This is a genomic window from Trichocoleus sp. DQ-A1, assembly GCF_039961955.1.
GTDB lineage: Bacteria > Cyanobacteriota > Cyanobacteriia > Cyanobacteriales > FACHB-T130 > FACHB-T130.
The window spans coordinates 120437-134338 of the sequence record NZ_JAMPKE010000013.1; the positions used below are offsets into that span (position 1 = coordinate 120437).

Annotated in this window: 7 protein-coding genes; 4 read left to right on the top strand and 3 right to left on the bottom strand. The window is 46.9% G+C overall.

The features are described from left to right. Window positions 1-42 precede the first annotated feature (42 nt). On the bottom strand, window positions 43-1407 hold the full coding sequence (gene der / locus NDI33_RS14815; RefSeq protein WP_190679102.1) for a ribosome biogenesis GTPase Der: 1365 nt from the start codon (window positions 1405-1407) through the stop codon (window positions 43-45). 93 nt (window positions 1408-1500) lie between these two features. Between der and NDI33_RS14820 the strand changes: the two genes are divergently transcribed. Further along, the gene (locus tag NDI33_RS14820; RefSeq protein ID WP_190679103.1) at window positions 1501-2556 is read left to right on the top strand and encodes a WD40 repeat domain-containing protein; all 1056 of its coding nucleotides are present in this window, start codon (window positions 1501-1503) and stop codon (window positions 2554-2556) included. A gap of 85 nt (window positions 2557-2641) precedes the next feature. Here NDI33_RS14820 and NDI33_RS14825 read toward each other — a convergent pair whose 3' ends face one another. Next, window positions 2642-4072 (bottom strand): NB-ARC domain-containing protein, encoded by a 1431-nt coding sequence (locus NDI33_RS14825; RefSeq protein WP_190679104.1) that lies wholly within the window; start codon window positions 4070-4072, stop codon window positions 2642-2644. 574 nt (window positions 4073-4646) lie between these two features. Between NDI33_RS14825 and NDI33_RS14830 the strand changes: the two genes are divergently transcribed. Beyond that, window positions 4647-10076: a calcium-binding protein gene (locus NDI33_RS14830; RefSeq protein WP_190679106.1), complete on the top strand. Its 5430-nt coding sequence runs from the start codon at window positions 4647-4649 to the stop codon at window positions 10074-10076. Window positions 10077-10424: 348 nt separating this feature from the next. Beyond that, window positions 10425-11132, top strand: a complete 708-nt coding sequence (locus tag NDI33_RS14835) for a TrkA family potassium uptake protein (protein ID WP_190679108.1) — start codon at window positions 10425-10427, stop codon at window positions 11130-11132. Here NDI33_RS14835 and NDI33_RS14840 read toward each other — a convergent pair. Beyond that, window positions 11098-12687, bottom strand: a complete 1590-nt coding sequence (locus NDI33_RS14840; protein ID WP_347275954.1) for a Na+/H+ antiporter — start codon at window positions 12685-12687, stop codon at window positions 11098-11100. The two genes, NDI33_RS14835 and NDI33_RS14840, sit on opposite strands and share 35 nt — an antisense overlap. A 271-nt stretch (window positions 12688-12958) precedes the next feature. On the opposite strand from NDI33_RS14840, the gene NDI33_RS14845 reads away from it, so the two are divergent. Then, window positions 12959-13834, top strand: a complete 876-nt coding sequence (locus tag NDI33_RS14845) for an NAD(P)-dependent oxidoreductase (RefSeq protein WP_190679154.1) — start codon at window positions 12959-12961, stop codon at window positions 13832-13834. Window positions 13835-13902: the final 68 nt, after the last annotated feature.

A 13902-nucleotide genomic window follows, 5' to 3' on the forward strand; every position in this document is an offset into this window, starting at 1 on the left:
AAAAATGCAAAAATTCATTTTACATTTTTAATTTTTAATCGATTAAACGCGAGTAGCTCGGTTACTACGACTGCCCGCTTCCACCTCGCGGACTTTTTTCCCTCTCCAGAATAAGCGTACTGGGGTTCCAGTAAAACCCAACTGTTTTCGGAATTGACCTTCGATGTAGCGGCGATAGTTGTCATTGAAGCGTTTGGGATCGTTGACAAATAGCGCGATCGCTGGAGGTTGGCTGCTCACTTGGGTGCCGTAATAAATCTTGCCCTGACGTCCTTGGCGGGTCGTGGGCGGGGAAACCCAAGAAATCGCTTCTTGTAGCACTTCATTAATTACAGCAGTCGTGACGCGGCGTTTGTGTTGTTCGGCTGCTGTATTCACTAAATCTAGAATTTTTTCCACCCGCTGACCTGTTTGAGCGCTGACAAAAATTGTTTCTGCCCAATCGATAAAGTTCAACCGTCCTTTAAAGTTGCGTTCAAACTCGTAGATGGTGTAGGAATCCTTTTCAACAGCATCCCACTTATTGATGACGATGACGCAAGAGCGACCTTCTTCATCAATCCGCCCAGCCAGTTTTTGGTCTTGTTCGGTGATGCCATCCACCGCGTCAATGACTAATAAAACTACGTCGGCGCGACGAATTGCTTTAAACGCACGATTAATCCCAAAAAATTCCGGGCCGTATTCAACGTTTTTCTTTTTGCGAATCCCGGCGGTATCGATCAGTCGGTAGGTTTTACCGTTGCGTTCTACTACCATATCGATGGCATCGCGGGTCGTGCCAGAGATGGGGCTAACGATAGAACGATTTTCGCCGACAAAAGCGTTCAACAAGCTGGATTTCCCGACATTGGGACGTCCGACAATGGCGACTTTAATTTCTTCTGTTTCTGGGATTTCTCCTGCTGGCACGATATAGGTAATCAGGGCATCGAGTAATTCGCCGGTACCACTTCCATGAATGCCTGAGACGGGGAAGGGTTCGCCCAATCCCAGTTCCCAAAACTCCATTGCTTGGGTGAGACCTTGTTCGGAGGATTCGCATTTATTCACCGCTAGCAGGACGGGCACGGGTTGTTGACGCAACCAGTCGGCGATCGTTTCATCCGCTGCTGTTAACCCACTCTGACCATCGACGACAAAGATTGCTGCACTCGCTTCTGAGAGTGCCAACATTGCCTGTTCCCGAATTAGGGGTAAAAACTCGGTGTCATCATTAAACACCAAGCCGCCGGTATCGACGATGACAAACTCCCGGTCTTCCCAGAAGGCGGAACGATAGGTGCGATCGCGCGTGACTCCAGGTTCATCATGCACAATGGCGTCTTGTACACCTGCCAATCGATTGACAAGAGTAGATTTGCCCACATTCGGGCGACCGATAATAGCGACAACAGGCAGGGACATAACCAGATATGCTCATCCGAGTGGATGATGACAGCTCCAAATTTATATTGTATCCATCCTGGATAGACGTGATGTTTTCTGCGGTGACTATCCATGACACATCAGCCAAAGTTCGGAAAAGTTTTCGTGGCGATCGCTTTGGGTGCAGTGACGACTTTGACTGGGTGCAGTTCGCTCGAATCCTCTGCCAACCCTGTAACAGGGAAGGATTTAACCTTAGCCTATACATCAACTACGGCATCCCCGCCAGCCCAGCCACTCAACACGCTTACAGGGCATTCTAAGTATGTGCAGGCGATCGCCATCAGTACCGATGGGCAGATTCTTGCCAGTGGCGGTGAAGATGGCACTATCAAGTTGTGGAATTTACCCAAAGGTATCCGCATCCGTACCCTAGCAGGACATATCAAACCCATTCATGCCGTTGCCATTAGTTCGGATAAAAAACTTGTTGCCAGTGGCAGTTATGACGGCACCATCAAGATATGGCAACTCAGTAACGGGGCACTCATCCATACCCTTAACGGGGATTCCACCTCAGTTTTATCCATTGCCATCAGTCCCGATGGAAAAACTTTAGCCAGCAGTGGTTTAGACAAGACGATCAAGCTTTGGCAGCTCAGTAATGGGGAACTCATCCGCACCCTGACGGGGAATTTAGATGCGGTGAATTGCGTTACCTTTAGCCCGGATGGGCAAACATTAGCCAGTGGTAGTGCCGATCGCTCGATCAACTTATGGAATCCGCGCACGGGCATCCGCATTCGTACCCTAGAAGGGCATTCTGATTGGGTAAATTCCGTCGCCTTTAGTCCCGATGGAAAACTCCTGGCGAGTGGCAGTAATGACGGCACCATCAAGCTGTGGAATCCTCGTAACGGGGACGCGATCGCCACTTTGAAGGGAAATGCCAATTTAATTAATTCTGTTGCTTTTAGCCCCAAGGGGCAAGCGATCGCCAGCGGCAGTTTGGACAATACGATTAAGCTATGGAATCCCCGCACTGGCGAACTTAAAAGCACTTTGGCAGGAGATGATAGCCAAGTAAATTCCTTCGCCTTCAGTCCCGATGGACAAACTTTAGCCAGTGGCAGTCATGATGGCAGCATTAAGATTTGGCAGGTGCCTTCCCAGTCATCAGGATTGTAAGCGAAAAGCAGGATAGTTTTTTATTCGCTTAAGACAGTTTTTTACAGCAGCCAGATTCAACAATTAACGACCGCTAACAAAGGCGTTAGTTAAAAACCTGCTTGATTAATCGTTTTGTCATGTACTCCGTTATCAAAGGTTTTTGGGTAAATCTAGCTGAATTATTCTCAATTAGCGATCGCTTCAATAGGGATTCCAGAGTTTCTAGTAACTCCGACTGAGATATGGGAGGCAAATCCCCTCGCAACTCAGTCAGCGAAATCGACCCCTGTTTAATTGCTAGCCAATACATAACTTTCTTTTCTAAATCTGACAAGCGATTAAACTGCTGGTCTAAAAGAGCGCAAATGTCGCCAAAAACTAGATTACCTTGTTCTAGAAATTGGGATATATTACCCTGAAACAACGTTAAAATCGTGGTCGCGACTATCTTTAATATTTGCGGATTGCCTGCATAAAAATCAATTAATGCTATCCATTCGTCCTCAGAACCAAAGAAGTCTCCTTTTGTCTTGAAGATTTCCCGTCCTTGTTGCAGTTTTAAACCACCCAACTGTAACGATCGCACGGGTAGCTTATTGCCTTCTAAGGATACCAATTCTCTAGGTTTTTCCCGGCTTGTCAGCACCAGACAGCTTTGATGCAGTGTTTCTCCCACTCGCCTGAAAAGTTCTCCGTAACCTTCATATCCTTGGCGGTAGCAACCAGCGCGATCGCCACTTTGTAGAATTGCTTCGGCATTATCTAGAACTAGCAGACAGCGTGAGGAGCGTAAGCAGTCAATCAACCGCGATATCCTAGCATTTACGGTGTCTGGTAAATTTGTTTCCGAATTGTTTGATAGAAACTTTAGCACGGTTGCCAGGATGTCTTGGATGGGTGGCGCATGGTGTAGCGATCGCCAGATTACGTAATCAAATTTATCTTTAATCAATTCTGCACTGCGTATAGATAAAGCTGTTTTACCGATTCCTCCCATCCCTAATATTGTCACAATCCGACAGTGGTCTTTGACAATCCATTGCTTGAGTGTGGCTAATTCTTCCTCTCGTCCGTAGAAAATGGACGTATCAATTGCCTCTTCCCACTCTTGATTTTTATTATTTGATAACAATAAATTAGTCGATTTTTGATCTGTTTTTGCTAAACAACTTTTTGGGGTAAATCCTTCAAATATATCTGTTTTATATCCAGCCTTTTCTAGCAAGTGAATTACTCGACTCCAACTTTTGACTTTTATTAAGTGTTCTGTTTTATCACCCAGCATTTTTTCTATATATTTATAAATACCATTAGATAAGTAGACTCTAACTGAATTGCTCCTTCGACTTTGATAAACTTGATCGGCAATTTCTGCTGGACTATAACCGCAGAGCAATCCTCGCAAAATCTTCTTTTCCACTTGGGTGAGGCTTTTGCCTTTTGCCACTGCCAAATCTATGTATAACTTTTCCAGGTTCCAGTTATTTGCCGCTTCAGTAAATTCTACTTCTAACTTACTTAAGGTAGATGCCATTTTGTTTAATTACTATAACCACCCCAAGCCAGGATTTTAGCGAATTAATGATTAAGCGCTAATAAAGTATATATAAATCTTTGGCTAATTTACTAACGTGCGTTAAGAGACGAATCGCGGCTACTTCGGCTATGCTGAGTTTCAGTAATTTTCTCTACGTAATTTCAATTAGACTTCATCTCAATTTCATAAAAATTGTTGGGTGAAGACACAATTTAAATTCGATTGTCAGGGTAATCTAGGACATCTTTATAGTTTTCTACATGGTTTTTTAAACCAGATCGGGAGTTCTACTGAGAAGAGATCGCGCTTTAGTTGCTTTTAGCTTTTTTGTAAAATTTTGTAACAAAAACGGCGTTTTGTACAAAACTCGCGGCGTGAGGCTGAGCGAGAGGTGAAAGCGATCGCGGGTTAGGTGAAGGAGGAGGATGCGATCGCATCCTCCTCCTTCACCTAAGCAAAGCAACGAATACAACACAAAAGCGATCACGGCAACGGAAGCAGTGCCTCACTAAGTGAACTTACGTAAGGCAACATTCACAATACATTTCATCTATATCTAGGAGAACAGGCAATGGCAGGTGGGATTTTATGGCCTTGGACGACTGACGGATCGGATAACTTTGATGGTTGGGGATGGAACGATACGGTGTTTGGCAAGGATGGTATAGATATTTTGCGGGGCAATGGTGGCAGTGATTTATTAAGCGGCGATGCTGGAGATGACAAACTCTACGGTGGTGAAGGAGACGATGAACTGTTCGGTGGTGGCGATCAAGACGAGTTGTGGGGCGACGCTAATAACGATATTTTGTTTGGTCAAGATGGGAACGACAAGCTTCACGGTGGAAATAACGATGACCGACTCTTTGGCAACAACGGTGATGACGAACTGTGGGGCGACGATAATAACGATTTCCTAGTTGGTGATGGAGTTGGCGAAACTGGCAACGACAAGCTCCACGGCAATGAGGGTGAAGATATACTCTTCGGTGTCAAAGGTAAAGATGAGCTGTGGGGTGATGACGATAACGATCAACTATTTAGCGCTACGATTGACGACATCAGTGACGATATTATTGGTGACAAACTCCACGGTGGTAAGGGAAACGATATCTTACACGGTGCTGGAGGCGATGATGAGCTATGGGGTGACGAAGATAAAGATGATTTATGGGGCGGGAAAGGTAACGACACGCTAAAAGGCGGGATAGGTGATGATACCCTTGACGGTTTTTTTGGCAATAATTACCTCTACGGGGAAGATGGTTCTGATGTCTTAATTAGCGGAACTCTTGGCAACGAGACAATTGATGGTGGTTCCTCATCTGACACTGTTAGTTACAAACATGCTTTGGGTTCTGTTGTTGTTAATATTGACAACGGACGCGACTACAACGACCCCTCCAATGTAACTGTCTCAGCAGACCAAGCTAAGGAATTACCTGCCAACATTGTTAATTTGGACGATAGTCCAGTAAGCTTTACTGACACGCTTAGCAATCTGGAAAATATTATTGGGTCTAAATACAACGATGTCTTAGTTGGCAATAAGGAAGCTAACAAAATTGAAGGCTCAACGGGAGATGATCGGCTGGTTGGTCGTGCTGGTAATGACATCTTGGATGGTGGCATAGGTTCCGACACCGTCAGTTACTACGATGACGTAGAAAATTCAGAACGCGGGGGTGTCAGAGTTTATTTGGATAGGGGAGAGGCAATTGATGGCTACGGTGACACAGATACTCTAAAGAACATTGAAAGAGTTCTTGGCTCCCGTTTTAGGGATGAGATTATAGGTAACAACCAAAACAATTGGATTGACGGAAGCGAGGGAAATGACACCATAAATGGTTTGGATGGTAACGACCAACTTTATGGAGGAATTGGTAACGATACAATCTACGGAGGTGTAGGTCGAGACACTATTAGCGGAGCTTCCGGAAAAGACACCATTTATGGTGATAGGAAAGAAGACAGTATAACTGCTGATCCAAATGACGTAATTATCTTACCCAATGCTGTTAGCTCAAATAGTTTCAGAGGTCAATCAAGTAGTTTTAGCTCCCATACTGTTAAACTAAACGCAGCTAGCTTGAACTCAGTGGCATCCTATGACGACGAAATATATGGTGGAGATGATGATGACACTGTATATGCTGGTTTAGGCAACGATATTATCTCTGGTGATAACGGTAACGATACTGTTTACGGCGAAATAGGCAACGATACACTTTACGGACGCTCTGGAAACGACTTCATCAGTGGCGGTTCCGGCAATGACAGTGTGTTTGGTGAAGGTGAAGATGATCAACTTTATGGCAGTAGTGGTGAAGACTACATAGAAGGAAACATCGGTAATGATATCCTCGATGGTGGTTCCGGCAATGACAAGCTAAACGCAGGCGAAGGTAACGACCAACTCTACGGTCAGACTGGTAATGATACCCTGGATGGTGGTACTGGCAGTGATCGCCTCTTCGGAGGAGATAACACTGATGCGTTATATGGTCGCACTGGTGATGATTACCTTGATGGTGGTAGTGGTAGCGATCGCCTTTTCGGTGAAGAGGGCAACGACCAACTTCAAGGTTCAGCAGGGACGGATTATCTAGACGGTGGCATCGGCAATGACTCGCTTTCAGGTGGTGACGATAATGACGAATTGTACGGTCGTACAGGTGATGACACCATAGATGGCGGTGCTGGTAGCGATCGCCTTTTTGGTGAAGAGGGCAACGACCAACTTCAAGGTTCAGCAGGAACGGATTATCTAGATGGTGGTATCGGCAATGATTCGCTTTCAGGTGGTGACGATAATGACGAATTGTATGGTCGTACAGGCGATGACACCATAGATGGCGGTGCTGGTAGCGATCGCCTTTTTGGTGAAGAAGGTAATGACAGGCTTTCCGGCGACACAGGAGAGGATCTGCTATTTGGTGGCGATGGTAACGATGAGTTATCTGGCGGTGATGCCGTTGATATTTTACGCGGTGAAACTGGAGATGACACTCTTCACGGTGACGCTGGCAACGACGAACTCTACGGTAACGAAGGCGCAGATACACTCAACGGCGATGATGGCGATGACTTCATTCGGGGAGAAAGTGGTAGCGATCGCATTAGTGGCGGCGATGGTGTAGACACTGTAGATTACAGCAACTCTCCCAGTGGCGTTATCGCCAACATTGATGAAAGCAGCAGCTACGGAAATCAACAGCAACCAGGGGTATTCGATCTCGAAGTTAACTTTGACATAGATACTGGAGCAGCCAAAGATGGATTTGGAGACAAAGACAGCCTGACTGGACTAGAGAATATTATTGGCTCTAACTACAACGACATCTTAATTGGCAACTTTGTCGATAACCACATCCAGGCAGGTACAGGAGACGACATCATTGTTAGCAGTGGCGGCAATGACCAGCTTGAAGGCGGTGATGGCATTGATATCGTCAGCTTCCGCCGCGACTTAGGCGGTGTTTACGTCAGCCTCGAAAAGACCGAAGCCAGAGATGGTTTTGGCGGTTTTGACCGAGTTGATGGCTTTGAGAATGTTGTTGGTTCTGCCTTCAGCGATTTCATCTACGGTGATGCTGGTGTCAACATCATCACATCTGGAGATGGTGATGACTATGTTGAAGCTAGAGACGGTAATGATAAAGTTTACGGCGAAGCTGGCAATGACACCATCTTCAGCGAAGGCGGTAACGATGAAGTGTATGGTGGCATAGGCAATGATTCCCTCAACGGCGGTGACGGAAGCGATCTCCTACTAGGTGAAACCGGAGATGACAAACTCGACGGTGGTTCCGGCAATGACCAGCTAATCGCAGGAGAAGGCAACGACTACCTCTACGGTGAAGACGGCAACGATTACCTAGAAGCAGGAGAAGGCAACGATGAGCTTTGGGGTGGTGACGATGACGATACTCTGATTGCTCAAGCTGGCAACGACAACCTCGATGGTGGCACTGGCAACGACAATTTAGACGCAGGAGACGGCAACGACCTACTCTACGGACAAGACGGTAACGACACTCTCGATGCTGGAGAGGGGGATGATTACCTCTATGGTGGAGACGGTGACGATATTCTCAAAGGACAAGCCGGAATTGATTGGCTCGCAGGTGGTTCTGGCAACGATAACCTAGACGCAGGAGACGGTAACGACCTACTCTACGGGCAAGACGGTAACGACACCCTTGATGCTGGAGAGGGAGATGATTACCTCTATGGTGGAGACGGCGACGATATCCTCAAAGGACAAGCCGGAATTGATTGGCTCGAAGGTGGTTCTGGCAACGATAACCTAGACGCAGGAGAAGGCAACGACTTCCTCACAGGTCAAGATGGTAACGATACCCTGATCGCAGGTAGCGGAGACGATCGCTTGGAAGGCGGTGACGGTAACGATACCATGCAAGGAGATGCAGGCAAAGACTACTTACTTGCTGGTGCTGGAGATGATTCCCTGAGTGGTGGCGACGGCGAAGATGAACTCCACGGAGAGGAAGGCAGCGACACCCTCGATGGTGGTAATGACAACGATTTACTCTACGCCGGAGAAGGCAATAATACCTTAAGCGGCGGCAATGGGAACGACCTGCTTGACGCTGGCGATGGTAACGACACGATGGATGGCGGCGCAGGCGATGACACCCTCTTAGCCAGAAATGGGGATAACACTCTAGATGGTGGGGATGGCAACGACTACTTAGAAACTGGCTTTGGTAATGACATCTTAAAAGGTGGCAACGGGAACGACATCCTCAAAGCTGATGAAGGCAACAATGCCTTATACGGTGGTGACGGCGACGACTACCTAGAGGCAGGGGCTGGTGACGACATCCTCGACGGCGGCGACGGCAAAAACGAAATGTACGCGGGAGATGGCAATAACACCATCTATGGCGGTTCCCAAGACGACATCCTGATTGGCGGTTTAGGTGATGACACCTTCTATGGCAAAGGTGGCAACGACATCCTCACCGCTGGCGAAGGCAACAATAAACTTTACGGCGGTGACGGTGACGACTTGCTGCAAAGCGGTGCTGGCAACGACATTTTAGACGGCGGTGAAGGCAACAACAAACTCTTTGCCGATGAAGGCAACAATCAGCTATCTGCGGGAGCGGGCAACGATGAGTTGTACGCTGGTGCAGGTGATGACATCCTGCATGCTGGCGATGGCAATAATATCCTTGAAGCTGGGGATGGTAACAACCAGCTATATTCCGGATCGGGTAACGACCTCATTGATGCTGGAAATGGCAATGATTTAATCGAGTCTGGCGCAGGCGACGATATTATCGATGCTGCCGATGGCGATAACACAATTTTTGCCAGTTCCGGTAACAACACTATCTACACTGGCGCTGGCAAAGATATTATCAACGCCGAAGCTGGCAACGACTTGATCGAAACTGGCGCTGGTGATGATTTTATCGATGCTGGTGCTGGCAATAATACTGTTCAGGCTGGAGCAGGAAACAATACGCTCTATAGCGGCAGCGGTCAAGATTTTCTCTATGCCGAAGCTGGCGACGATTTGATTGTAGCTGGCGCTGGCAATGACTTTATCGATGCTGCTGATGGCAACAATACGATTTATGCTGGAGCGGACAACGATATTATCTACGCTGGAGCGGGCAACGATATTATCTACGCTGGAGCAGGCAACGATATCATCAACGCCGGAGAAGGCGACAATATCCTCTACGGTGGCGCTGGCAACGATACATTGATTAGCGGCGGTGGCAGCGACAAGTTCATACTCGGATTGGGAACGGGAACTGACACCATCGAGAACTTTACTGTAGGTCAAGATTTAATTGGATTATCCGGTGGTCTAACCTTTGGCTCCTTGTCAATTACCCAAGGCAGCAACGGGGACGACATTTTCACCCAAATTAGCGATAAGAATAGTGGTGAAATCTTAGCATCCCTCAACTGGGTGCAAGCCAACACCCTCACCAGTTCTTCCTTTACAGTCGTCTAAGGTAAATGGAGTTGTCTGAGTGCAAATACTCAGACAACTCCAGATGAAGAAGTCTTTGAAGTCAATAAAGCTGTTGCTAAGTGTGTTAAAGAAGCAGTGATGTAAAGCTGGGAGCAGCTGGGATACTCCGGCATCCAAATTCTTCACGCTGAGCCTCGAAACCAGGAAACTGGCTCCCATTGGTAGATAGGCGCTTTCCCAAGGGGCGATCGCTGCGTCGAGAGTTGATCTAAATTCAAAAACGCGATCGCCCTGATTAACAATTTGGATAATTTACGACTTTCATCGCCAGCAACTACACTGTAGATTTTGAGGGTCAGACGTAAATACCTGCAACAGAGGTGAGCCATGTATGTATTGATTGGTGGAGCCGGACTGGTCGGGCTAGACTTAGCCCAACAATTAGTAGAATTAGGACACACGATTGCCGTCATCGATACCGATCCCACCGCCTGCCGGTATGCTCGCGAACAAGTCGGAGCGATGGCTTTTGAAGGCAGTGCCGTCAGTACGCAAGTGCTAATAGAGGCTGGAATTCGCAAGGCAGATGCGGTTGTTGCTGCCCTCCGCGATGATGCTTTAAATCTGGCAATGGTGACACTTGCCAAGCACTATGGGGTTTCCCATATCGTGACTCGGATGCGCCAAGGTGATTTTGCCGAACCTTATCGGATTGCCGGAGCGCATCATGTCATCAGTACGGTTGACCTAGCCGTGACCACAATGGTAAATGCGATCGAATATCCCCAAGTGGAATCGATGATGCACTTTGAGCAGGGTCAGGTAGAAGTCTTCAAACTCAAAGTTCCACCGGAGTCTGACATTGCGGGACATACCGTGTCACAAGTCGCTCAGGATTCTCGATTTCCCACGGGTTCTTTAATTATTGGCTATCAATCCCATTCCCACACCGATCTCGTCATTCCAAATGGAAAGACAGTGTTAGAGGCGGGAGCAACCGTGCTAGTTGTTACGAAATCGGAAAAGTTACATCAAGTGATTGATTTCTTAGGGTTGTGTTCTAGTCATCTTCCAAACTTAGAAGTTGCTCGTTAATGGTTTTGATGCGTTCTTGTACGACTTCTTCTGAGAGAATTCGCCTGCGGAGGGCGTCATTGAGTACCTGCTTCTCTGCCAATAGTAATTGCCGACGAATCGTGTCTAATTTTAGGCGATCGCTACTTTCATCAGCAGAGTCTTCGGGACGCTGATTATATATCTCCCGCAACGTTCTTTCAGAAGCTGCCACTCGCACCTGATAAGCTGCTCGCATCTCTTCGTAGATTGATTTTGGTAAAACTCCCGATTTCAGGAGGCTCTCCAATTCATCCTGCGCTGCTTTGGATGTCATCAATTGAGCTTGCAATTCTTCAATCTGCTGCCGTGATTCGGAATGGCGATCGAGCTTTAAACGGCGTACAAACCCCGGTAAACTTACTCCCTGTCCTACTAACGACAGCAGCACAATCCCTAAGACAATCACAACCAGCTTATCTCGTCCTGGCAAATTAGCCGGTAAGCTTAACGCCAAGGCAGTCGAAAGCGAGCCTTTAATATTGCCCAAAAAGAGAACGTGCCGCCATTTCACCGGAATGGGTTTGTCAAAAAAACGCACTAAGTCTAAAAGTGGATAAACGGTGAGCGCCCTCCCGACTTGGTAGGCAATCAGTGCGAGAAGAACGGCTGGAAGCGTCTGCCAAAGGGTGATGAGATTAATCTCTAAGCCAATGAGTAAGAAAATAAAGGTATTGACACCAAACCCGGCGAATTCCCAGAAGCTGAACAAGGTGACTTGAGTGGAAGCAGAGGTACTGCGAGAAACCCCCAAGTTGCCCACAATCAGTCCTGCCACCACAACCGCAACCACGCCGGATACGTGGAAAAATTCGCCTAGTTGAAAGGCTCCCAGCGCTACGGCAACCGTGAGTAGAATCACGCTGAGAGGATCGTCTGCTTGGCTAAATAAACCAATACTGAGATAGCCCAAGGCTAAGCCAACTAAGATTCCGCCGACAATTACGAACAAAAATGCTTGTACGACATCGAGGGGCGTTAATGAGCCGGTTGAATTTGCAGTCAAGATTAGGCTAAATAAAACCAGCGCCACATCATCGTTGACTAAGCTTTCACCTTCTACGAGCGTAACCAGTCGGTGGGGAACAGATACTTCCTTGAAAACCGCAATGACTAAAGCGGTGTCTGTAATTGACAAAATAACCCCAACCAGCAAGGCGGGAACCCAATCTAAGCCGAGTTCTAGTTTCAGCAAGACTGAGGTGATGGCAGCGCAGAAGGGAAATCCCACTCCTGCTAATAAGGCAATGGGTTTAAATGTGCTGCGTAGACGACTGACGTCGGTATTAATTGCCGATTCAAACAGTAGAATCGGCAAAAAAAGATTAAAAATCAGAGAGGAATCGAGACGGATGCGACCTGGCAAAAGCTCTGTAATCGCTAACCCTGCCAATACTAACCCTGTAATGTAGGGAATCCGAAATCGTCGAGATAGTAAGGCAACTCCTGTGGCAACCAACAACAAGACGATCAGAAAAATTACTAATTCAGCAACATTTCCCTGATTCTCGCTGCCTGTGACCGTCGGGACTGCCATGAGCGATCGCTCGCTTAGCCACTGCATAGCGCGTACTCACAAGTGATGAACGATACACCAAGGGTCAGGTTCTACAAAACTGCCCTTAGTATCTTAAAGGATGAGCTACGATGCTTTTGTTCTAAGTTAGCAGCCATCACCTTTAAGGGTGCGGCTTTCGTGGGCTTTGGCTGCGGTTGACGCTTCCAATTTTTGCCTGAGCGATCGCAGGCTTGGTTGGTTTAGCCCTTGGCTGAAGCTTGTGGGCTTATATGACAGGTTTGGGAATCCGATGAAAAAACTCTTAATTACAGGTGCCAGTGGTTTTTTAGGATGGCATCTTTGCCAGCTAGCACAACCAGAATGGGACGTTTATGGAACTTATTTTTCTCATTCTCTAGAGATTCCTGGCGTAAATTTGCTGAAAGTTGAGTTAAAGGATTTTCAGGAACTCAAGCATCTGTTCCAAGAGATTCAGCCGGATGGAGTGATTCATACCGCCGCGCGATCGCAACCTAATTTTTGCCAACAATATCCTGATGAATCCTACCCAATTAATGTCACCGCATCTTGTAATATTGCGGGACTTTGTGCGGATGCTTCGATTCCTTGCGTTTTCACTTCAACTGACTTAGTTTTCGATGGTTTAAACCCTCCCTATGGGGAAACAGCTCCCGTATCTCCTGTCAATGTTTACGGGGAACAAAAAGTAATGGCGGAAGAAGGCATGTTAGAACGTTATCCGATGACTGCTGTTTGCCGGATGCCTTTAATGTTTGGGATGGCAACGCCTACCGCCACGAGTTTTATGCAGCCATTTATCCAAATGCTGAGAGAGGGTAAAGAATTAAGTTTATTTATCGATGAATTCCGCACGCCAGTTAGCGGAACAACAGCAGCAAAAGGGCTTTTACTGGCATTGGAAAAAGTAGACGGACGCCTTCATTTAGGTGGGAAAGAGCGGATATCGCGCTATGAGTTTGGACGCTTATTAGTGGAAGTATTGCAACTTCCTGAAGCGGGGCTTAAATCTTGCCGACAAGAAGATATGAAAATGGCTGCGCTAAGACCAACGGATGTTTCTTTAGATAGTTCCAAGGCTTTTGAATTAGGATATTCCCCGCTATCTTTACGAGAAGAATTAGAGGCATTGCGGGGTAAAGTTTGATAAATGTCCTCGCAAATAGAATTTGCGGCTATACATATAAAACCTGCCTGTGCGGGTTTCAATTATTA